Source organism: Sulfitobacter sp. W027 (genome assembly GCF_025143985.1).
Classification (GTDB): domain Bacteria; phylum Pseudomonadota; class Alphaproteobacteria; order Rhodobacterales; family Rhodobacteraceae; genus Sulfitobacter.
Genome location: NZ_CP083567.1, coordinates 44,998 through 66,620, shown reverse-complemented (window position 1 = coordinate 66,620; position 21,623 = coordinate 44,998). Strand labels below are relative to the sequence as shown.

Here is a 21,623-nt window from a genome sequence, read left to right as displayed (position 1 = left end):
CCCTACTAGAAAGTCACTTAAAGTGACATTTATGAAAATCCTCGATGCCCACACAGCAACATCTGACTGGCGCAAACATTTCGAGCGCCTCGAGGGCGCATATGCACCTTCAACAATGCGCAGTTACCGCACAGATGTCGAGGCGTTCGAGACTTGGTGTCACGAAAATAGATGCCAAGCCTTCCCTGCATCTGTGGATACAGTCTGTCGCTTTCTACAAGACCAGGGAACAAACAAAGCGCCTTCAACGGTGAGACGGCGCCTTTATGCCATCCGTAAGGTGCATCGGCTGCTTCAGTTGGATGATCCGACGTATGATGAAGAGATCAATCTTGCGTTGCGCCGCGTCCGCCGCGCAAAACCGGGCCGACCCAAACAAGCAAAGGGCATGACGCGCGCCTATCTCGACCGCTTCCTTGCGGGTCAGCCGGACACGCCCCTGGGGCTGCGGAACCGTGCCATGCTGAGCCTGGGCTACGAGCTTCTAACCCGGCGCTCGGAACTGGTAGCTATTCGCGTGGGTGATCTTGAAGAGCGCGAAGATGGTACGCTGCGCATACTGATCCGCCGTGCCAAGAACGACCCCTTCGGCGAAGGGCGTATCGCTTTCACTTCTGCCCGCACGGCCTCCCTGGTGGCGGACTGGCTCGCCTGGCGCGGCCCAGGGATCGCGCCCCTATTTTGCCCAATCTATCATTGCCAGCCAATCGATCGCGTGCTTTCACCTGACACCGTCAAGCGGCTCATCAAAGAAGGTGCCAAGCTAGCCGATCTCAACCCAGTGGAGGCCCGAGAATTCTCCGGCCACTCAATGCGCGTTGGGGCGGCGCAGGATCTTTTGCGGCGAGGCTTTGACACCGCTGCCATCATGCGTGCGGGCGGATGGACTTCGATTAACGTCGTCTCGCGCTATCTCGCTCATGCGGAGCACAATTTGTGGGAGTGATTTTGATATGGAACTGACTGAAATGCAGTCGCAATGCGGTTTTGAAGTTGCTCGATAACGTGAGATATCGAAATTTAAGTCCTGCGTGCGTATTCCGGGGTGATCCGCCCACCGATTCCGATTTGATGCGCCCACCCGTTCCGATTTTATCCGCCCACCGATTCCGGGGTATTCGCCCACCCCTGTGACGTGCTGCTGCGAGGCAATCTGTAACCGGCTACCCTTCGTCTTTTTGGCATGAAGGAAGCCTGATGAAGAGATTGCCGATGCGGAAGATACGAGATGTTTTGCGGCTGTCAGCCGAGGGCCTATCAACCCGCCAGATCGCAGCGAGCCTGGCGATTGGGCGAACAACCCTTCGGGGCTACCTTGATCGCGCTACTGAGTTAGGTTTGGGCTGGCCTCTGCCAGCAGAGATGTCTGATACGGATCTCGAGCGATGTCTGTTTCACCGGGCTTACTAGCATACCCAACGGATCGAGGCGCAGCCTGACTGGTCGTATATCCACCGCGAGTTGCGTCGGAAGGGCGTGACGCTGTCACTTTTGTGGGAGGAACATCGCGCCAACCACCCCGAGGGATACGGCTACTCCCGATTTTGCGAACTTTACACGCGGTGGGAGGGCAAGCTGTCGCCGGTGATGCGACAGCGGCACCCGGCGGGCGAGCGGCTGTTCGTCGATTACGCGGGGCACACCATCGACGTGATCGACCCCGAGACCGGGGAAGTGCGCCCGGCACAGCTGTTCGTCGCGACGCTTGGGGCCTCAAGCTATACCTTTGCGGAGGCGACCTGGACGCAATCGCTGCCGGATTGGATCTCGAGCCATGTGCGTGCCTTTGGCTTCCTTGGGGGTGTGACGGCGCAGGTCGTGTCCGACAACCTAAAGGCCGGGGTCACCAAAGCGTGCTTTTACGACCCTGTGATCAACCGAACCTATGCGGATCTCGCCACCCATTACGACACAGCCGTTGTGCCCGCGCGGCCGCATAAACCAAAGGACAAGGCAAAGGTCGAAGGGGCGGTCTTGCTGGTCGAGCGCTGGATTCTGGCGCGGTTGCGCAATCGGCAGTTCTTCAGCCTCGGGGATGTGAACGCTGCCATTCGCCCGTTGCTTGACCAGCTCAACGACAAGGTCTCTCGGCATCTTGGGGCCAGCCGCAAGCAGTTGTTCGAGCAGTTGGACAAGCCCGCCCTGAAGCCGCTACCGACGGCTCCATATGTCTATGCCGAATGGAAGAAGTGCCGAGCGGGGCTGGATTACCACGTCGCAATCGACAAGCATTACTATTCCGTGCCCTATCAGTTGCTGAAGAAAGAGCTGTGGGCTCGCATCACCGCCCGCACGGTCGAAGTCTTCCATGTTGGACAGCGTGTTGCTTCCCATGTGCGCACTTCTGGAAACGGCAGACATTCTACACAGCGCAAGCACATGCCAGCGCACCACAAGTTCCGCGAGGACTGGACGCCGCAGCGTATTATCGCACGGGCCGCTCGTGTCGGGCCGAATGTCGCCACCTTCGCAGAGGTTGTGAGCGCGAACGCAAGCACCCCGAACAGGACTACCGGAGCTGTCTGGGTGTCATTCGGCTGGCCGACAAGTTCGGTGCCGCCCGCCTTGATGCGGCGTGCCGCCGCGCGCTCGAGATCAACGCCCGTTCTTACTCGTCACTCCAATCCATTCTCAAGAATGGTCTGGAGAGCAAGCCCCGCACCCGCGCCACGGAGGAGCCTGCAATCACCCACCCCAACATCCGTGGCGCCGATTATTTCCATTGAAAGGAACACAATGCTTGATCACCCAACCCTCGATCATCTGAAGGCCCTGCGGCTGGACGGTATGGCCGAAGCTTTTGCCGAGCTGCAAGCGCAGAATGCCGCAGCCGACTTCAGCCACGCTGAATGGCTTGGCTTGCTCGTTGACCGTGAGGTCGCCAGCCGGGAGACCAAGCGGTTTGAAGCTCGGATGCGCTCGGCCAGGCTGCGCCACGTCGGCGCCTGCCCGGAAGATGTCGATTACCGCGCGCGCCGTGGTCTCGACAAGGCGTTGTTCCAGAGCCTGCTCACCGGTAGATGGATCACCGACAAGCACAATCTGATCATTACCGGCCCCTGTGGTGTCGGCAAAACTTGGCTCGGCTGCGCATTGGCGCAAACGGCCTGTCGCGACGGTGTCACTGTGGCCTACAAGCGAATGCCGCGTCTCTTCGAAGAACTCGAACTGGCCCATGGCGACGGGCGCTTCCCCCGCCTGTTCCGCAGCATCACCAAAGCACAGCTGCTCATCCTCGATGACTGGGGGCCAGACCGACTGACCGCCACGCAACGCCGGGATCTCATGGAGATCGTGGAAGAGCGCTACGGCCGCGGCTCAACGATGATAACCAGCCAATTACCCATCAAGGCTTGGCATGACGTCATTGGCGAACCAACCTTCGCTGATGCCATCCTCGACCGCATCGTTCACAACGCTTACCGCCTCGAACTCGAGGGGCAGTCTATGCGGAAAAGCGTCACCAAAATGGATGACGAAAACCCTCAAACCTGATAACCCAAACCCACTGCCTCACGGCAACGCGTCACAAGTGGGCGGATACTCCGGAATACGCACCTGCGATGGATGTCGATGTCGGAGCGGGCAAGGATATGGCTTTGGCGATACAACGGCAGGTGGTCTGAGAATTTGCTGACAAGCACATGTGCGATGGCGCCCTCAGTCGGCAACCCGCCTTCGATCAGATACGCCACCAGCATAAGCGCTTCAGGCGCGCGGGCAGCGAGGCTCAAAGCTGCCGCAAGGATCGCCGGGCCGGTGTTGCGCCCTTCCGGCTCAATAAGAATGCCAGCAGGCGCAATCTCGACCGCCGCCAATTGCTCGGTGAGATAAACCGAAAATCTGACCCCGTCAGGATCATCGGTGCCGCAAACCCGTCTCCGGACAACCGTTGGGCCGAAGCTTGAAAGAGGCTTTCTTCGCCCATCAGTTTCGCAGACTGCTTAGGGTAGCTCTTGCGGGCCAAAGCCGCGTGCCGGAACCGCCAGCTAAAAGGATCGGGTGACCAATAGGGGTCATCAGAAACATCCTGTCGGGAAAAAGTCAGTGGCGGATGGCATTCTCGTTTTCGATAAACCAGTCGTAGGTTTCCTGTAGCCCCTTTTCGAGATCAACTGAGGCGCGCCATCCCATATCGGCCAAACGGCTCACATCCATTAACTTGCGCAGGGTGCCGTCTGGCTTGCTGGGGTCATTGGTTATGCGCCCCTCAAAACCGGTAACCTTGGCCACCATCTGCGCCAGCTCCAGGATCGAAACGTCTGTCCCGGTGCCGACATTAATATGGCTGAGCATAGGCTGGGTGTTGGCATCATAGGTCTCGCGTTCGAGATCAAGCACGAAAAGGCTGGCCTCAGCCATATCATCTACATGTAAAAACTCACGGCGCGGCTTACCTGAGCCCCAGATTTGTACCTCGTCATCGCCGGCCTGTGCCGCCTCGTGAAAGCGTCGGATCAAGGCGGGCAGCACATGGGAGTTTTCGGGGTGGAAATTGTCGCCGGGCCCGTAAAGGTTCGTCGGCATAACCGAACGGTAATCCGTGCCATGCTGGCGATTGTAGCTTTCACAAAGCTTGATCCCGGCGATTTTGGCCACGGCATAGGGCTCGTTGGTGGGCTCCAACACGCCGGTTAGGAGCGCATCTTCCTTCATCGGCTGCGCCACGGCACGTGGGTAGATACAGGACGAGCCCAATTGCAGCAGCCTAGTGACGCCCGCAGCAAACGCCTGATGGATGACATTGCATTCGATCATCAGATTTTCGTAGATGAAATCCGCCGGGTAGCTGTTATTGGCGTGAATACCCCCCACCTTGGCCGCGGCAAGGATCACCACATCGGGCTTCTCAGCCTGCATGAAGTCGCGAACGGCAGCTTGGTTCGTCAGATCCAGTTCCGCATGGGTGCGGGTGATCAAGGTAAGATCTTCCCCTGCCGCGCGGCGCGCCTCAAGCCGGCGCAGAACGGCGCCTCCGACCAAGCCGCGATGGCCGGCAATGTAGATTTTATTCATATTATGCCTGCTCGATGCTGATTGGCAGTTCATAGCCATGCTCACGCAAGAGCGCATGGCGACGTGCAGTACGCAGGTCGGCCTCCACCATTTCAGCACACATCTCCTGCGCGGTAATTTCCGGCTCCCAACCCAACACCTTCTTGGCTTTGGCCGGGTCGCCAAGAAGAGTTTCCACTTCTGCCGGGCGGAAGTAGCGTGGGTCGATCCGCATCACCACATCGCCTTCTTTCAACCCGGGAGCCCTGGCCCCTTCGATCGCAGTGACGGTGGCGATCTCTTCCACACCCTCGCCGGTGAACTCCAATGTAAGCCCTAGTTCTTTGGCTGTCCAAGTGATGAACTCGCGCACGGAATATTGCACCCCGGTGGCGATCACGAAATCTTCTGGCGCATCTTGTTGCAGCATCATCCATTGCATGCGGACATAGTCTTTAGCATGACCCCAATCGCGCAGGCTGTCGATATTGCCCATGTAGAGGCAAGGCTCCAACCCTTGCGCAATATTGGCCAGACCCCGGGTGATTTTGCGGGTCACGAAGGTCTCGCCGCGGCGCGGGGACTCATGGTTAAAAAGGATACCGTTACAGGCATACATGCCATAAGCTTCACGGTAGTTCACCGCGATCCAATAGGCATACATCTTGGCGACCGCATAGGGCGAGCGCGGGTGAAAAGGTGTGGTCTCGGTCTGAGGTGTTTCTTGAACGAGACCGTAGAGCTCCGACGTTGAAGCTTGGTAGAAGCGCGTGGTCTTTTCCATCCTCAAAAAGCGGATCGCTTCGAGCAGGCGCAAGGTGCCAATTGCATCGACGTCCGCGGTGTATTCCGGCGCTTCGAAACTTACCGCGACATGACTTTGCGCGCCGAGGTTATAGACCTCATCGGGGCGCACTTCACTCAGGATACGGGTCAGGTTCGACGTGTCGGTAAGGTCCCCATAGTGCAACTTGAACCGCGCCTGATCCATATGCGGATCTTCATAGATGTGATCGACACGTTGGGTATTGAAGGACGAAGCCCGGCGCTTGATGCCATGCACTTCATAGCCCTTATCAAGCAGGAACTCCGCGAGGTAGGACCCGTCTTGCCCGGTGACCCCAGTAATAAGCGCACGTTTGGTCATTTTGGGGTTCCTTTTCTAGGGATAAATTGTTCGAGCTTCGAGAAATTCTTTGCCAGGAGGGTATCGATGCCACCGACCTTATGGCGCCGCAACGCGATATAATCTTCACGACTTTTTCGCAAGATACGGGATAGCGAGCGGTTGCTTTCGCCCCCAACACGCATTTTCACTAATACTTCGGGAATATAGGCAAGGTGGATGTTGCCCTTCACAAGATAGCGCAGCATGGCCTCGTAATCTGCGGCGATGCTCATCGACGTATCGTAGAGCCCCCAACGATCAAACACCTCACGGCGCAGATAGAGGGTTGGATGTGGCGGCATCCATCCGCGCTTTAAGAGGTCCGCACGATAGGGTCCCGACCGCCAACGCCGAACAATCTTGTCAGTATTTGTTGCGGATACGTAATCTAGGTCACCATAGACGCCATCGACCGCCGGATCCTGGAATGCTTCAGCGACCCGTTCCAGCACCAAATCATCAGCGAAAAAATCATCTGAATGCATAAGACCAATGATATCCCCACTGGCCCGGGAAATTCCCTTATTTATGGCATCATATATCCCACTGTCAGGCTCAGAAACCAGCTGGGTCGAGGATGCGTCGAAATGCCAAATTACATCAAGCGTGCCGTCTTTAGAGCCGCCATCCTGAATAATATGTTCGACGTTCAGGTAGCTTTGGGTCTCTACGCTGCGCAGTGCATCAGAGATTGTCTCGACACGGTTAAAGACAGCCGTGACGATTGTAATTTTCATTATGTAAAAGCCGTTCTTAGAGATTGAAGTTGCAGGCAGCCGTTTTTTGGTTTGCACTATCCCCTTATGGTGAGTTTCACCGAAATCTCAAGCGCGACGCAAATCCGAAGCGCCGATAAGGTCGGATATCGACCCTCCCAATATCCGGTTCTCAGCCGATGGCATCATTCGCTTTAGGCACGAGGGTGAAGGTCAATGCCGAGAACATCCTTGATCGCTACTTCCACTTTCACGTTCTTACGTTTCATATAGGTGTTCACTTCGTGGAGTTTCATATCGACAAGATACCGATACCAGAAACCTTGAAGTACGTGGAACGCGGTGCCCTCTTTGCCGTCCAAAAATCCCAACCGAAAAACATACCTATAAAGGAAATACGCGAAGGCTCTCAACCCACCGGGAAGCCGTGCGTACACATACTCTTTGATCCAGCGCTTGATCCCTGCTTGCTGACCGCCGCGCAACTTGGCGACGCTTTCTTGCGGCATAAAATTGTGCTGCTGGTTGAGGATATCAACCACTTCCCTACTGGCGTAGGAATTGTGCTTCTCCGTCCACCAAGTCAGCGAATTCAAATTGTCATCAATAATCTCGCCGGCGAAGTTTGCGGTCTCACCGTCTACAATAATGTGCTCGTCCATCCATCGGTTTTCGCAGTGTCCATGCCCGTGGCGGAAGAGCCGCAATACGCGGACTGGAAAGACCCCCCCCCAAGCTATGCGTCGACCCAAGAAGTGCATGCGGCGAGGAGCGTAAACGCCCAGCGTCTCTGGGGGGAGAGTGGTGAGACCATCTAAGATTTCAACCGCTAGATGAGTGGTCACAATCTCATCTGCATCTAGGCGCAAAATCCACTCCGTCTCCTGCGGAAGCTGGTCGATCGCCCAATTGAACTGCTGTGCTTGCGTGATAAATGGATGAACGAGAGTTCTCGCACCCTCGGCTTCAGCCAGTTCGACTGTCCGATCGTCCGACCCAGAGTCAACCACCACGCAAGTATCCGCAATGGCAGCGACTGAGGCAAGCGCACGAACAATGTGGCGCTCTTCGTTCTTGGTCAGAATGACAACGGTAAGGGTCAAAGGGACCTCTTTGTAAAGGGGCTAAAGCTAGCTGGTACGAAGGGGACGTTATTGGGCGTTTGAAATGCGGTTAGGACACAGGCCTGTGGGCAATGGCGACTAAGGGCTTTCCTATAAGGGATTCGCCACTTCAGAACTAATCATATACTCATCAGTTTGATGTCGCCCTCACTGAAGTAGTTATGTTAAGATTTATCCGACATACGTACGCAGACAACCCCCAGTGCCGTTGACGCATTAGGTCGCAGGTTTGAGGCTTAATTTGCGTGGTTTGTCCTTCCTGATTGCGCGCGCTGGATTCCCGACGACAATGGCGTCAGTTGGGACATCCTTCATCACCACGGCACGAGCACCGACAATTGCGCTATCCCCAACATATACGTTCGGGCCGATGAAAGCATCCGCCGCAATCCAGACGTCCGCTCCAATCGTAATCGGAAGCTTTACAAGCGGCCGGTCAGAGCGGGAAATGTCATGGGTTCCAGCACAGAGGTGCGCACCCTGCGAAATAGTCGCCCTTGGACCGACTGTAATGGGCCCCAGAGCATAAAGAATTGCACCGTCGCCAATTGCGCACTGATCATTCAGATACAAGTTCCAAGGGATCGTTATTCGAGCACTGGGATAGATATGAACATTCCGTCCGACCCGAGCCCCAAATGCCCTTAGCAAGTTGCGACGCCAACCCCATACCGGTCGTGGGCTTAGATAGAAGAGGGGCTGCACGAGCCCCCACAGTGCGCGGCCAATCTGCTCACGTCTGCTCCATTTCCGCGAAGACCGGTTGGCTTCAACATCAATCATTATTCAATCCGCACGAACAAAATCAGGAGGTTCTCCGCCCTCTAGGGCCCATAGGTAAGTGTCAAGTGTCATATTGGCCACCCGCTCCCAAGAATAGTCTTGCGCCATCCATGCGCGACCTTTGTGACCCATGGACCTGAGTCCTTCCAGAGGCTGAGACATCGCGGAGCGCAATGCGGCTGCAAGTGGTTCGGCTCCGTGGTCGACCCACCAACCGCAACCGTGGGTCTCAAGGCCAGCCCAAGGAGCTCCCTTTGTCGAGATCACTGGCACTCCCAAAGCCAGACTTTCAGCCACTGTCATTGCGAAATTCTCGCTGCGTGAAGGAAGTACGAAAAGGTTCACTCCAGCCATCAACTCGGTTTTGGCCTGGCCGAAGACCGCACCTTCTATCGATACATTCTTCAGATCTAACGATCGGACAAGTTCCTTTAGCTCAGCAGCATGTCCGAGCTCGTCTGGGCCAACGATCCGCAGCTCCCAGTCGGGGAAGGGCCGTTCGACCGCCGCCCAGGCACGGACTAGCTTATCCAGCCCCTTTTTGGGATGAATGCGCCCGAGAGAGAGAACCGACCTACCATCTACGCAGGTTCTGTCAATGGGAAGATCGGGCAGGTCGATCCCATTTGGGATGACTGCTACGGGCTGAGATAGGCCAAAACTTCGAATGTCGTCGTATTCGCTTTCGGCCGTGGCAGAGAATAGAGCAGCCGAAGCCAGCGCCCGGTTCTGAAATAGCAAACGAAACAAGGCCTTTTTGCGGGGAGAGAACGAGAGAGCAACTGGAGTCAGCATACCATGCGGCGAAATCACTAGAGCTGCGCCCTTTGCCCGGTAAGTATTTGGGAGCATCCAGAGGCCGTGAGCGTGAACAATATCGGGCTTGTTTGCGTTCAAGGCACGCCGCATAGCACGGGAGGCTCCCAACCTACGGAAGACGGGTACTGCCTCAAAGTCATTTGGATAACGGCGATCCTCAAACGCCGTGATGCTTCCTGAACGGTCACTGCCAACGGAATATACCGCTGTGCGGAGACCTTGGCTCGCTTGGGCCGCCGACAAGCTCGTAACGCAGTACGTAACACCTGAACCGAGATTTTCAATCGAGGCTACAGTATGGGAGACATTGATCGTCATATAATCCGCCTTACTTGGCCCAATACGCTTGTAACTGTTAATGTGGTCAAGTCAGTGCCTTCGACTTCAGTTTGGAGTCCAACCGACCAGCTTTTGCCCATGGGGGGATTGGACGTTGACCGCCACAACGTAGATGCTTGACGATCCTGTCAAGATAAAGTGAGCCCTCCGGAGCAGCGAGGCACTTAGACCAACTGGACAGAGCAGCACGCTCTTGGTTAAAAATTGGGCCCGCTGACACCTGAGTTTTCAGCGCTTCGGCGCAGGTGTTTCGAGCGAAGGCTTGAAAGACTTTTCCGCAGCCGGAGGCACGTACAATGACACTCGCGCCGCAACGATCTGAACATACGACCGGTGTCCCTGCAAGCATAGCCTCAGAAATCACGGCGCCCCAGCCATCGTGGTCGCTGGGAAGTACTAAACAATCAGCTGAGGCCATGAAGCTGGCTATCTCGGGCATGGGACGGGTTCCGTGAAAGATGACGCGACCCGGCGCATAGGCTTCGCCTAGTTCGGCTAGCCTTGCCCGAAGAGGTCCATCACCAACGATGTCTAATGTTACGTCATTTGGCAATGAGCGAAGGGCCTCAATAATGAGACGAACACGCTTGCGTGCGATAAGGTTACCAACAAATAAGAGTCGTACGCCGGTCAAGGGGCGCGACCGTCTTTTGACGGCACGCGGCGCGTTCAAAAAGTAAGCAAAACTAAAAATCTTTGACGACGGCACGCCTCGCGCCGCCACCCAAGCCGGAGTGTCCGCCCCGGCTGCGAGAATACCCTCCAATTGAAGGCGGTTTTGGAAGAAAAGCTTTTTGTACAAAGGTCGTTTTAGAAAGCTTAATGGACTGCGTTCATCGATTGTCTCCATAAAAACAATGAAACGCCGTCCCGCTGCCCTCAACGCTGCTGTGGCTAATCGCACGTGATCACTACCACGTAATCCGGCGCAGATATGGATATCTTCGGGGGAAGCTGATGCAATTATGTTATGCATCTGAGAAGAACTTCTCGGCTGCAGGATTTTCACTCCAGGAAGGTCCGGCAATACCCAGCCCTCGGCCTGGCGAACCGAATAGGTCTCTGAGTGTACGACGTAATAGGTATCATAACCAAGTGCAGCCATGCCGCTTAAAATATTACCCAAATGGGGGCTGACTGCATACTCCCAGAGATAGATCCTCATCGCGGATTAGGCCTTAATTGCTTTAGAGATGTACTAGCGGAAGGTGGGTGCGTTCGAGAGCTCCATGCTGAGCTTATGCGATTAGATGCGTAGCCAAGAAGTAGGATTTGCAATAGTCCGCTTCCGCCAGCGGAGAATAGAGCCGCTTCACCAAAATTCAGCAGAACGATGCTTAAGACAAGTCCGAACTGCGCAAGTTGAGCGCCGAGAGACTTATAAGAAATTAGCATGACCCAATAGAGAACGAATATAGCTCCTATCAAGCCAAGTTCTTCAACCACGGCAATGTGCGTTACACCCTTTTCAACAACAGCGCTGATGGGAATACCGAAAACTTTCTGCACCAACATCGAACTTGGATCAGAAGCAATGCCAAAGCCAAGTCCAACTAATGGGTCGGCATCAATGTTTGCCAGCATGGTCGCGATTAGTTCGCCGCGTGAAGCGGCGTACGCACTTATTAAGTTTTGATCGCTAAGGCCTTTTGAAATGAAGTTACTAACCGCCGTCAAGAGGATTCCGCTATTGGTGACCGCAATTACCGCTATAATTGCTAACCCAACCTTAACTACAGAACTTCTTAACGTCCGTAAAAGGTGCTGAGTAGGGCGGTGGCCCTGGGCGCTACTGATTAGCAGGAGTACGGTAAGGCACAACACCACACTGATAAGACCCGTGCGCGTTCCCGAAAGAAATACGGTTAGCAATGAGCCAAAAAATAGGACTACATCCATTATATTATTACTTGGCGAGCTCAAAATTCGAGAAAATGCCCAAACTGACAGCATTGCAGCCAATACACCAGTAGCTTGCGAATGCGCAAGTACACCGCGCAAATATGTGTAGGGAAACATAGTCCCAGCAGGAATCGTTGCATAGATTAGTAGGCTGAGCAGCACTAAAAAACCTAAATAGCTATAAATATGACGTTCCGCCAACCGAAACTCACTTTCCGACATAGATGAAAAGGAAATCAACGCCGTCAACATAGCCATGCTCCAAAGCATCCCCTTTAGAACCGAAATGGAAGGCAATACACTGAATAGGATTCCATGCAAGACGATATAGCCACTCAATATAAGCGTCGCAACAACTGCATGGTTAAAACGAACTTTCTTCGACAGCAACAACCTTCCGATCATCGCCCCTGTTAAACCAAAAATCACAATATAGCGACCAGTACCGCCATCCGCTACGTCACCGAACAGTGCGGTGTTCGCAAGAGTTAGGAAGTACGATAGCAGAAAAGCTTCAATTGTGTGGCGAGGGCTACGCACACCGTACAACGTAATTAACAGGTAGGCCAGAAACCCTGTCGGGCCAGACAATACGCGCAAGATCATAACCAGCAATGCAACTTGCCAAAAACGATCCAACTTGATTGAAAAACGTGATCTAACCATTAAGAGCGTCAACTATCGCTTCGGCATTTGCTTGCCAAGAGAACCGCTTGACGCTTTTTCTGGCCGCAATGCTGAGCGCTTCACACTGGTTGGTATCGGCGGCCAATACACCCAGCACTTCTGCTAATTTTTCTACATCGCGTGGTGGAACCAGGCGCCCATCGACCCCATCGGTCAAGATGTCGGCTGCGCCATTTTCTAAGCAGCCAATTACAGTGCAGCCCATAGCCATCGCTTCTAAGTAAACTAAGCCAAAAGCTTCGTTCCAGCTCGGCAAAAGAAATATGTCCGCTCCTTCAAGTTCTTGCAAGACCGTCTTATTAGGGACGGAGCCATGAAATCGAACCCGATTCGAAAGACCCATCTGTTCTGTCAGGTTCACTAGCGGCGCCCGTTCTGGGCCGTCACCGAGAATGTCAAAGTTCCATTCAAGCGTTGGATGATTGCGCTGCAACAGAGCTAAAGCCTGTATCGCGTCATCTAGTCCCTTTACCTTAATGAGCCTGGCCACAGTGATTATCTTGATCCGGGCTCCCCGCTTCTTTGGAACTGTCCTTGAGAGCTGAGGGTGCCGAAATCCGTTAGGAATAATTTGGATCCGGTCTTGTGCATACCCCATCCGTAAAGCATAGTCGCGCAGCCGATTTCCTACGAGTATCAAACAAGTAAGTCCGGGATTAACGCTCTCCCCGACGTGCCGTTTCACAAATTTGGATGACAAGCGTTCCAGAATAGGATCTGCGCCATGTACTATCATAGCTAAAGATCTAGTATTTTTTGGGTTCCATAGTTTCGCTGACAGCCCGATATAGCGTTCCCCGTTAACAATCACCGCCTTGAAAACTCCAGTCTCTTGTTCAACCTTTCGTAGACAGGTGCGCATCCGTAGACCTGAGGCAAGTTTGTTAATTAATGTGCCTAAGCGCCCGCGTGACAGTAGTTCCGGCAGACGTGGCAACACGATCTGTTTTAGGCGCACGTGCTCAGGATCTAAACCTAGCTCTAATGAACTAAGGAAAGGGGCCTTTCGACGCCAAGGGGGAGTGAAAATCCAGACATCTAATTGGTGTCCATTCTCGACCAGCGCGCGCAGTTGATCGACCTCAAAGAAAGCTGGATGTGGCTGATTTGGTCGCGGCCAGTAGGCGGAGATGAAAAGAATCCGCATAAATTAACCGAAATCATATCTAAATGTGGCCAGATCACGACGATAAATTTGACGCACGATATCCAATGATTCTGCGTTGTAAGCCTCGCGGTAATCGCCGTGCCTTGACCGATTTGTACGAGGCAGTGCACCTGAGACCCCGATCCGTTCAGCGACCGTTTCATAGTCTTCGGAAATACATTCAAACCGACCAATGAAATCCATTATGTGATACCCGGCAGGATCGCAAACAAAATCTGTCTGCGGTCGAAAGTGTACCCACGCGCGGATCTTCGGATTGCAGGCGAGCCCCTCAATGACAAATTGCGAAAAACTGCCAAACGGCTGAACATGTGTCGCAGCGAAGCGCGCGTCATCATCATTCATCCCTCCATTCATAAGAAATGCATAACTCGAAAGAAGTCGATCGTATGGGTTGCGAACGAAGGCAAATTTGAAGAATTTCGCGAACTTTCTAGGATTGGCCATGCGATACGCTTCAGCTGGAATGTGGCGAGAGGCAGACAACCCAAGCGCGTGCGACACCGAGGTGCCGGCTGTCTTTGGCAAATGGATAAAGACCGCCTGGTGTTCGTCGGGCCAACCTGCGTATATCCCCCGACCACGCAGGTCTGCCAATTGACACCTCATTTGTTTGATCACCTTCATAAATGAGACCCACGGTTGCGCAGGGCAGCTACACGGGCCCTCATTGCAGCGATTACTTCGAGATCATCTTCATGCAGCCCAACCAATAGGTTCACGCCGAAAAATACAAAATATGCAAGTGTTGTCACCACCATTAGCAGCGTGGCTCGTGCTCCCAAGCCCTGAATTCCATCGAATACTGGGCGCAGAGCAAATAGAACAGCTGCGGCTGCAATCGAAGGTATAACCCATCCGCGAAAGCGTCGATCATACCACGATATACCAAGTCGTTTTTTTACCAGCCAAATCGCCCCTCCCTTGTTGATCGCAGTTCCCACCAGAACTGCCAGTCCTGCTCCTGAAACGCCAAGGACTGGGATAAACAAGAAATAGGCTGCGAAGGTGGTAACCGAAGTGATAACAACGACCCGAAATAGTACGACATGCAAACCTGTCATATTTAGCAAAATCCCTACCGGACCGGTTCCGAGGTTTAGCAATACTGTCGCTATCATCAAAAGTAGTAGTGGCGTTCCTTGGGCGGCGAAGTCCGGTCCATACAGCCCCAAAATATGATCGGCCAGCACCGCTAGAACGATTATCAGACCGGCGGCCATGCGTAGAATCCAGTCATTAGCGAGATGCAGCTGATGGGCTAAACCTAACACATCCCCTGCGGCTTTCAACCTGGCAAAGACGGGCGATACTACCGTCAGCACAACCTGATGAAAGACAGTAGGGAATTGTTGCAGCTGACGTGCGACCATCAGCACCCCAACCCCTGAAGGGCCGAGCAACGCGCCGATGACAATCCGGTCGAGGTTCCCTACAAGCGCGTTTAGCGCCCCGGACGCATAATTGGTTCCGGCGAAAGAGGTCATTGCCCTCCAGCTAAGTGGCAGTGGGGTGGCTTCTTGTGGAAGGGTCGATGCTAGGCGCCACAATTTCAGAGTCATGGGAAGGATTGCTACACCCTGTGAGCCCACCATCGCCCAAGCATAATTTTGTGGAGAAGCTCCGTTAGCGTTAAACAGAAAGAAAGTTAGGATAACTTTGATTAAAAGTGCTAGAAACGACGTAGATAGAACTACCATCCAAATTTCTTGAAATCCCCTCAGGGCCTGAGCGATAAAGAAAGAAATCATTGATATCGGTAGCAGAATGCTCAGAATGACTAATAAGTCCATCATCTCTTGGGTTATGCCGACGGCTTGTGGCAAGACGCTCGCTAGAGGCACCAACAATAGCGCTCCAATGGCCCCAAGACCAGTCAGCAAGGTCAGCCCTAAAATGATAAGTTGCCGAATTGCTCGGCTAGCACCGCTTACTAGATATTCCGGAATGTATCGTACGGCAAGCGGCGCCAGCCCCAATCCCAGCAGTCCACTGACCGTCATTACTAGCGCTTCGGCAATACCAACCAGACCTAACCCTGCCGCGCCGAGTTCTCTCGCCAGGTAGATCTGGAAGGGGAACCCTACAATGAAGGTAAAGGCTGTACCCCCCATCACTATAGTTGTTTGCCCCCCAAGGCGCCGCACTGCTGCGCTATTTTCTGTCTTTTGATTTGCAGATGAATTCACGATTTTATGCCACCTTTACCGTGGAACTGTGAAGTGTAGCTGATTTTTTCGGACCAATGATACATGTTGACCCAATTGAGATTCCCGTCAAAGCTCTCAGGCGGCGCCCGATATGCGTATAATCTGCAACGACTATCTGAGAGCTACCATCGAACCTAGGACCATGTGCCAGCAAGATGCTTTCGGTACCGAGCACGCAAAAGTCTCCAGTTTCTATCATTTGCGGATCTAAAGCTTCCAACCGATCTAAGAAGCGGCAGCTTTTTCCGACCAATGTTTCCCAGTTGCGTTGCATAGGGATCCGAAGCGCTAACTTGAGCAGAGCATCGGATTGGGAATGCTCCTTCAGCACGCAGGCTGTTCACGACCCGGTCAATAAATGTTTTGGTCCTCAGACAGCTAAGGAAGTACGGGCCGAACGCGCGCTCGACGCGACGATGATACGCGCGGGCACACCACCAACTGTCACACCAGGTGCGACGTCTCGCGCAACCACCGAGCCTGCAGCAACGCTAGCTCCCGCGCCAATAGTAACCCCTGGAAGAACTATCACCCCGCAACCGATCCAGACCTTGTCTTCGATATTTATTTCACCAGCCGTTGCGCCCCGCGGCCCGTCAGGCCTTGCTCGCCCATGGTTAATCGTCTCAAAACAGACCCTCGGCCCTACTTGTACGTCCGAACCGATGCGGATGCGGGCCTCCGGACACCCAAAACGAGTCTCGGTATTTAGAAAGCTACGAGGACCGATCTCAATGTTACCGAGCCCAGCAACCGGCACAGCTGTGATCGGGCCCCAGACCACCGCGCTTTGCGCTATGTGTATTCCGGATGCGCGCAGAAGAACGATCCTAAGTCTATTAAGAGCGGGCAGCCGTGGCACGAAATTAGCAAGGCCAAGCGCGAAAAGACGCAGTGGTTGCAACGCGCGTCGGATAATTTTTTGTAGGATAGACGTCATCTGAAGTCCTTTTTTGGAAGTGCGAGAGCAGCAGTACGAATCTGATCCTGCCAGCGCTTCGCCAAGCTGCCCCATCCCCAGCTTTGCGCCATTTCTGCACTGGCCCCCCCCATACGACGACGGAGATCGGGGTCTTCGATTAAGTTTTTGATACGTAAGTAGAATTCGGACTCGTCGCGCGCTTGGAAGCCATTCACCCCTTCGACCACAGAATGGGCCTCAAAATAGTTCATGCAGACCACTGGCAGCCCGCACGCTGCAGCTTCCTGAGTAACCTTAGGAACTCCTTCCGAGATCGAAGGCAATGCAAATAAATCTGCGGACCGAAAAGCATCAGCTAGGGCATCCGGTGTGGCTGATCCAGGGAACGAAATGTTATTAAGCATTTCGGACCTCGCTTGCTCGAGCAGCGGTCCCCTCATTTGCCCGTCGCCGAACCACGTAAATTGGGCTTGCTGATGCCTTCGGGCCAGTTCTAGAAAGACTTCTGGACGTTTGCGAGCCTGAAAACTGCCCGCACATACTACGTTAACTTGACGTTTTTCGGAATGTTTCTTACGCCCTTCAGGATGAAAAACCTGCAGGTTTACACCCAGAGGAATATACGTGGTCTGGGGTCCGGGCCAAATTTGCGTAGCCACGTTAGCCAAGAATGGACTAATGGCGACAATAAGGTCAGAATGAGCCTTGGTTCGGTTCAGAGCCGCCATATTGCTTGGGTCCACAGTTTGGCAGAAGACTGGATGGCCTGCCATATCGCTTAAACGAGCTTCTTCATCAGCAAATCCTTCACTGCTGGCTGGCATACCCTCCAGCGTTGAAATAATTGCGCCATGCCGCCCAAGAGCAGCACGCAGCCTTCGAACCCGATCGTCAAATGAAGGCGCAAAACCAGGAAAAACAACTGCTGAAAAACGTCCGAGGGCTGCCATCAAAGCTTGTGCTTTCCACAGCCGGTTTGGCGGTAGTTTGATCAAGCGTACATTAGGATTTTCTGCAACAGCAGTTTCTGGAGTATCGAAATGGAACGCTGCTGCAGATGGCCCCGCCGCATCCCAATTAGAAAGGATGGCTTTGGTGTTGTTCGACTGGGCGTTACGGTTCCGGTCATCTACGCAGTGAAAAAACAATATCGGCTCAGGATACTTCATGAAAGGACCTTAGAAAAGCTCTTTAGCACATTAAGGCGATTGGTCTCGTCAGCCATGCACTGTTCCAGTTCCAGTCTGTCGTGCGGCCAAGACATACAGATTTGATCAAATGGAAAGACTAGATTAGGTCTGCCTGTTGACAAGGTGACTGGCAGGGCACCCGCCAGCAAACCGTCCAGAAGCGTGGTGGAGAACCAAGTCACTAAAAAGGAGGGCTGCCACTTGGTAAGAAAATCATCGAAACCTCCATCCGTGTCGATCACCACCCCGTCCATCCCTGTTAGATCCTGCCAAACTGCATCTTCTCCCTGCGGATGTGGGCGGATCACCACTTTGTAATTCTGAGCTAAAGCAAAGCGGATAAGCGCGATGACCGGGGTAATATCAATTTTTAAATAAATGCCAGCAAGAGCCAATATCCGAACGTTGGGACACTCTTTGATTTCTACTGGTAAACAATGGACCCGCAAGCCGGGAACTCGGGAGGCTAGATGCGCACCTTCAACTTTAGTCAAAGCGATCATGGTTGCAAAATTGGGGAAAACAAGGGTTCGTGTTAGAAAACCGTGTTGGTGGTATTCGGCCTGAAAGCCCACAATGGAGGCCGCATGCGCAGCTAAATCGGCTGTGGAGCACGCAATCAAAATTTCTCTGTCAGCCGCGTATAGCTCGCGGAACTGTGCAATAAGATGCGCGAGATCAGGCAGACGCATCGTCAAACTAGTGCGCAATTCCAAGGTATCGTACTCCTCCACCGTATCACGTGAACACTTCAGAGTTAGAGGTGCCAGCCGGGCCCACTCTTTTAGCGCGGAACCTAACCGTAGGCGGCCAGCGAGGGCAAAATGATCCATCTGACGTTCATCAACGAAAACGTGATCATGCCCCAAGCGATCACGCAGATCTTGACGTAGGTCGATTTCATGCAAGGCATTGATACCGATGAATAAAGCCTGTGGTAAGGGCAGGCGCCGCGGTAAGCGTCGTTGCGCCCAGACACGCCTGAGAAGAAGTAAGAGGCTTATCAATAGCATCCCAGGTTGGCCGGTCCAAGAAAGCAGGCCCATCAGCCTATGTTCGCGTGGACCAATTTCGCGTCCGAGCACCCGGCCCATGATAAGTTGCTCACGACCCAGTAGCGCGCGTGCAACTGGCGGTAGCGATTGTAGGGTTTGCGCCACTCGGTCGATTTTGGCGTCTACACTAGCGGTCATCGCCCCTCTCTTAGTCCAGCAGAAATTTGGTGTGACAACAAACGCTCGGCCAGAACGAAATCCTCCAATGTGTCGATATCCACGGAATCTTGACTGCTCATTTCGTAGCCGATTGTACCCGTGACCATAAAACTCCGTTCATTTGCAAAAACGTCACTACGCACGAAATACAGAGCTCCATTCAGCACGTAAGCTGGCGGGAAATCCTGCCGACGAGTGATGCCAGTGGGCATCTGCAAAAAAGGTTTTAGCTGGCCGCCTTCTTTGAACGAATACATCAGCCACGGCGGTTTGGGCGCTGGTGCAACTGAAACGCATCCGGGAGCACAAGCGGCCTGCATCTGCGCGAAGGCTGCATCGATATGTCCTGCGTGCCGAAGCGGAGAGGTTGGCTGTAGTAAAAGCGCAACACTATGTGCGCCGCTTGCCTCGAGTGCATGCTCCAAGACTTCTACCGAGCCAGCAGTATCACTGGCCAGTTCAGCAGGGCGCATAAAAGGCACCTCGGCTCCAGCGTCTCGCGCTGCCTTCGCGATCTCCTCGTCGTCGGTCGAGACAAGCACGCGGGCCACGCATGATGCCTCCAACGCAGCTCGCACCGTCCAAGCAATCAGCGGCAGCCCACCTAGCGGGCGCACGTTCTTTCGCGGCAGGCCCTTCGATCCCCCGCGCGCGGTGATGACTGCCAGGACGTCGCTCATTTCCCGAACACCGTCTCGTATTCGGCGCGAGCGCGGTCCAAATCCTCGATGCGTCCGATATCCATCCAATATTCCCGTACCGGGAAGACCGATACTTGGTGGCCGGCTTCTTTCACCCGGTCGACCAGGTCCGGCATGTCGAGCGGCTCGCCGTCCTTGACATGATCGAAAACCAGCGGCGACAGCGCGTATATACCCGCGTTCACCAGATGCCTGTGCACCGGCTTCTCCTCCATAGACATCAGCGTGGTACCTTCCGTATTCAGTACACCATAAGGCACTTGCATGTTGAACTCGCGCGCGCAGATGGTCACGGCCGAGCCGGTCCCGACATGGAAATCCATCATCGCACCGAAGGAGGTTGTCGTCAGGATGTCGCCATTCATCACTACGAAGGGCTCGTCGGGGCGATGCAGCATTAGAGAAAGCGCGCCACCGGTGCCCATGCGCTTGGTCTCTTCGACGTAGTCGATCTCCACCCCGAGTCTAGAGCCATCGCCGAAATAATCGCGGATCACTTGGCCGAGGTAGTTCAGCGACAGGGTGAAGCGGCTGAAGCCTTGGTCTTGGAAGCGGGTCACGATGCGTTCCAGTAGGGGCTTGTCACCCACCGGGATCATCGGCTTCGGCACAGTTTCCGTCAGTGGGCGCAGGCGCATGCCGAGGCCCCCGGCCATCAGTAGCACGCGGGTCGGACGCGGCTCGACCCCGGTCATACCTTCGCGCAGCGCCAGCGCAACTAGGCGGCCCCCTGCGTCGACCACGGGAATATGGTGCAGGCCGCGTTCCCGCATTAGGCGCTGCGCCGATGCGGCGCTGGCCCCCTGCAGAAGCGTAGTCGGGTTACGGTGCATGATCTCCGAGACGGGCGTGTCTAGCTGCACGCCCTGCAGCAAACCACGCCGCACGTCGCCATCAGTGACGGTGGCTACCAGTACGCCGATGTCGTCCGTCACCAGCGCGATCTGCCGCGCCTCGCTGTCGATGACTTCCATGACCCGGCGAAGGCTGGCATCGGCCTGTACGGTCATCTTCTTCAGGTCGGTCAACATCGCAAAATCACCCTTCTTGCAATCGACGGTCTATGGGATGGGCCGGATTGCCCACGACCATCACCCTCGGCGCCACATCCTTCGTCACGACGGCCCCGGCGCCGACAATGGCGCCCTCACCGATGCGTATGCCCTGAATCACCACCGCAGCCGTGCCAACGTGTACACCGCTGCCGATAGTCACACCACCGGACAGGATGACCCCCGGCGCAAGATGCGCATGGGCCCCGATCCGGCATTCGTGGTCGACGATGCAGCCGGTATTCAGAAGCGCGTTTTCCTCGACCGTGACGCCGGCCTGCAGGATCGCGCCCGCCAGCACCTGTGCGCCCTCAGCCAGCGTCACGTCATCCCCCCAGATCGCTGAGGGGTGTAGCACTGGCGGAAAGGCATAACCCCGCGCCCGCGCCTCATCGAAGACCTTACGCCGCAGCGCCGTCGACCCGACAGAACCCAGCCCGTTGACTAGCGCCATCTGTGACGGGTCCAGCCGGCCCAGCGAGGTATCGTCGCCGAGCCAGGGGCAGTTCCTAGGCCAACCAGGCCCCGGGACCACGGGCGCGATGCAACCCTTAACGTACTGGCCGCGAGCAGCCAGCAGCCCTAGCAGGGAACGCGCATGTCCACCCGCCCCCAAAAGCACCAGCGCGACGC

At 54.7% G+C, this 21,623-nt stretch carries 19 protein-coding genes and 2 pseudogenes; 3 read left to right on the top strand and 18 right to left on the bottom strand.

The genetic code is table 11. The annotated features are described in order from the left end of the window. Positions 1-31: 31 nt before the first annotated feature. The 3 genes and pseudogenes from K3759_RS18810 (at position 32) to istB (ending at position 3,495) form a co-directional block, all read left to right on the top strand. Positions 32-946, top strand: a complete 915-nt coding sequence (locus tag K3759_RS18810; protein ID WP_259986495.1) for a tyrosine-type recombinase/integrase — start codon at positions 32-34, stop codon at positions 944-946. Between the two features lie 251 nt (positions 947-1,197). After that, positions 1,198-2,726 (top strand): annotated as a pseudogene (gene istA / locus K3759_RS18805) (IS21 family transposase). 10 nt (positions 2,727-2,736) lie between these two features. Further along, positions 2,737-3,495 (top strand): IS21-like element helper ATPase IstB, encoded by a 759-nt coding sequence (gene istB / locus K3759_RS18800; protein ID WP_259986494.1) that lies wholly within the window; start codon positions 2,737-2,739, stop codon positions 3,493-3,495. Between the two features lie 65 nt (positions 3,496-3,560). Here istB and K3759_RS20320 read toward each other — a convergent pair. The 18 genes and pseudogenes from K3759_RS20320 to K3759_RS18710 all read right to left on the bottom strand — a co-directional run. Beyond that, positions 3,561-3,692, bottom strand: a pseudogene (locus tag K3759_RS20320) (transposase); the annotation flags it as partial. 352 nt (positions 3,693-4,044) lie between these two features. After that, on the bottom strand, positions 4,045-5,016 hold the full coding sequence (locus K3759_RS18790; protein WP_259986492.1) for a GDP-L-fucose synthase: 972 nt from the start codon (positions 5,014-5,016) through the stop codon (positions 4,045-4,047). A gap of 1 nt (position 5,017) precedes the next feature. Beyond that, complete coding sequence (gene gmd, locus K3759_RS18785; RefSeq protein ID WP_259986490.1) at positions 5,018-6,142, bottom strand: GDP-mannose 4,6-dehydratase; 1,125 nt, start codon at positions 6,140-6,142, stop codon at positions 5,018-5,020. Beyond that, positions 6,139-6,900 (bottom strand): glycosyltransferase family 2 protein, encoded by a 762-nt coding sequence (locus K3759_RS18780; RefSeq protein ID WP_259986488.1) that lies wholly within the window; start codon positions 6,898-6,900, stop codon positions 6,139-6,141. The genes gmd and K3759_RS18780 overlap by 4 nt, the downstream gene beginning before the upstream one ends. 173 nt (positions 6,901-7,073) lie before the next feature. Continuing rightward, a complete protein-coding gene (locus K3759_RS18775) occupies positions 7,074-7,982 on the bottom strand; it encodes a glycosyltransferase family 2 protein (protein WP_259986486.1) in 909 nt (302 codons plus the stop codon). 237 nt (positions 7,983-8,219) lie between these two features. Further along, complete coding sequence (locus tag K3759_RS18770; RefSeq protein WP_259986484.1) at positions 8,220-8,786, bottom strand: acetyltransferase; 567 nt, start codon at positions 8,784-8,786, stop codon at positions 8,220-8,222. Positions 8,787-8,789: 3 nt separating this feature from the next. Continuing rightward, positions 8,790-9,923: a glycosyltransferase gene (locus tag K3759_RS18765; RefSeq protein WP_259986482.1), complete on the bottom strand. Its 1,134-nt coding sequence runs from the start codon at positions 9,921-9,923 to the stop codon at positions 8,790-8,792. 46 nt (positions 9,924-9,969) lie between these two features. Next, positions 9,970-11,109 carry a glycosyltransferase family 4 protein gene (locus K3759_RS18760; RefSeq protein ID WP_259986480.1) on the bottom strand — a complete coding sequence of 380 codons (1,140 nt, stop codon included), beginning with the start codon at positions 11,107-11,109 and terminating at the stop codon, positions 9,970-9,972. Next, on the bottom strand, positions 11,106-12,512 hold the full coding sequence (locus tag K3759_RS18755) for a hypothetical protein (protein WP_259986479.1): 1,407 nt from the start codon (positions 12,510-12,512) through the stop codon (positions 11,106-11,108). Before K3759_RS18755 ends, K3759_RS18760 begins: the two co-directional genes overlap by 4 nt. Beyond that, positions 12,505-13,680, bottom strand: coding sequence for a glycosyltransferase family 4 protein (locus K3759_RS18750; RefSeq protein WP_259986478.1), 1,176 nt, complete (start codon positions 13,678-13,680; stop codon positions 12,505-12,507). Before K3759_RS18750 ends, K3759_RS18755 begins: the two co-directional genes overlap by 8 nt. Positions 13,681-13,683: 3 nt before the next feature. Then, positions 13,684-14,328, bottom strand: a complete 645-nt coding sequence (locus K3759_RS18745; RefSeq protein WP_259986477.1) for a sulfotransferase family protein — start codon at positions 14,326-14,328, stop codon at positions 13,684-13,686. After that, positions 14,325-15,890 (bottom strand): oligosaccharide flippase family protein, encoded by a 1,566-nt coding sequence (locus tag K3759_RS18740; protein ID WP_259986476.1) that lies wholly within the window; start codon positions 15,888-15,890, stop codon positions 14,325-14,327. Before K3759_RS18740 ends, K3759_RS18745 begins: the two co-directional genes overlap by 4 nt. Positions 15,891-16,281: 391 nt before the next feature. Next, on the bottom strand, positions 16,282-16,851 hold the full coding sequence (locus K3759_RS20260; protein ID WP_311199028.1) for a hypothetical protein: 570 nt from the start codon (positions 16,849-16,851) through the stop codon (positions 16,282-16,284). Further along, a complete protein-coding gene (locus K3759_RS18730; RefSeq protein WP_259986475.1) occupies positions 16,848-18,002 on the bottom strand; it encodes a glycosyltransferase family 4 protein in 1,155 nt (384 codons plus the stop codon). The genes K3759_RS20260 and K3759_RS18730 overlap by 4 nt, the downstream gene beginning before the upstream one ends. Further along, positions 17,999-19,216, bottom strand: a complete 1,218-nt coding sequence (locus K3759_RS18725; protein WP_259986474.1) for a hypothetical protein — start codon at positions 19,214-19,216, stop codon at positions 17,999-18,001. The genes K3759_RS18730 and K3759_RS18725 overlap by 4 nt, the downstream gene beginning before the upstream one ends. Beyond that, positions 19,213-19,917, bottom strand: a complete 705-nt coding sequence (locus K3759_RS18720; protein ID WP_259986473.1) for a cytidylyltransferase domain-containing protein — start codon at positions 19,915-19,917, stop codon at positions 19,213-19,215. Before K3759_RS18720 ends, K3759_RS18725 begins: the two co-directional genes overlap by 4 nt. After that, the gene (locus K3759_RS18715) at positions 19,914-20,969 is read right to left on the bottom strand and encodes a nucleotidyltransferase family protein (RefSeq protein WP_259986472.1); all 1,056 of its coding nucleotides are present in this window, start codon (positions 20,967-20,969) and stop codon (positions 19,914-19,916) included. Before K3759_RS18715 ends, K3759_RS18720 begins: the two co-directional genes overlap by 4 nt. A 7-nt stretch (positions 20,970-20,976) precedes the next feature. Beyond that, positions 20,977-21,612, bottom strand: coding sequence for an acetyltransferase (locus K3759_RS18710; protein WP_259986595.1), 636 nt, complete (start codon positions 21,610-21,612; stop codon positions 20,977-20,979). Positions 21,613-21,623: the final 11 nt, after the last annotated feature.

Coding starts and splice junctions, on each gene's coding strand:
- K3759_RS18765 (WP_259986482.1), bottom strand. CDS start 9,923: ATGACGATCAATGTCTCCCATACTGTAGCCTCGATTGAAAATCTCGGT.
- K3759_RS18790 (WP_259986492.1), bottom strand. CDS start 5,016: ATGAATAAAATCTACATTGCCGGCCATCGCGGCTTGGTCGGAGGCGCC.
- K3759_RS18720 (WP_259986473.1), bottom strand. CDS start 19,917: ATGAGCGACGTCCTGGCAGTCATCACCGCGCGCGGGGGATCGAAGGGC.
- K3759_RS18755 (WP_259986479.1), bottom strand. CDS start 12,512: ATGGTTAGATCACGTTTTTCAATCAAGTTGGATCGTTTTTGGCAAGTT.
- K3759_RS18725 (WP_259986474.1), bottom strand. CDS start 19,216: ATGACCGCTAGTGTAGACGCCAAAATCGACCGAGTGGCGCAAACCCTA.
- gmd (WP_259986490.1), bottom strand. CDS start 6,142: ATGACCAAACGTGCGCTTATTACTGGGGTCACCGGGCAAGACGGGTCC.
- K3759_RS18760 (WP_259986480.1), bottom strand. CDS start 11,109: ATGAGGATCTATCTCTGGGAGTATGCAGTCAGCCCCCATTTGGGTAAT.
- istB (WP_259986494.1), top strand. CDS start 2,737: ATGCTTGATCACCCAACCCTCGATCATCTGAAGGCCCTGCGGCTGGAC.
- K3759_RS18750 (WP_259986478.1), bottom strand. CDS start 13,680: ATGCGGATTCTTTTCATCTCCGCCTACTGGCCGCGACCAAATCAGCCA.
- K3759_RS18780 (WP_259986488.1), bottom strand. CDS start 6,900: ATGAAAATTACAATCGTCACGGCTGTCTTTAACCGTGTCGAGACAATC.
- K3759_RS18730 (WP_259986475.1), bottom strand. CDS start 18,002: ATGAAGTATCCTGAGCCGATATTGTTTTTTCACTGCGTAGATGACCGG.
- K3759_RS18745 (WP_259986477.1), bottom strand. CDS start 14,328: ATGAAGGTGATCAAACAAATGAGGTGTCAATTGGCAGACCTGCGTGGT.
- K3759_RS20260 (WP_311199028.1), bottom strand. CDS start 16,851: ATGACGTCTATCCTACAAAAAATTATCCGACGCGCGTTGCAACCACTG.
- K3759_RS18715 (WP_259986472.1), bottom strand. CDS start 20,969: ATGTTGACCGACCTGAAGAAGATGACCGTACAGGCCGATGCCAGCCTT.
- K3759_RS18810 (WP_259986495.1), top strand. CDS start 32: ATGAAAATCCTCGATGCCCACACAGCAACATCTGACTGGCGCAAACAT.
- K3759_RS18770 (WP_259986484.1), bottom strand. CDS start 8,786: ATGATTGATGTTGAAGCCAACCGGTCTTCGCGGAAATGGAGCAGACGT.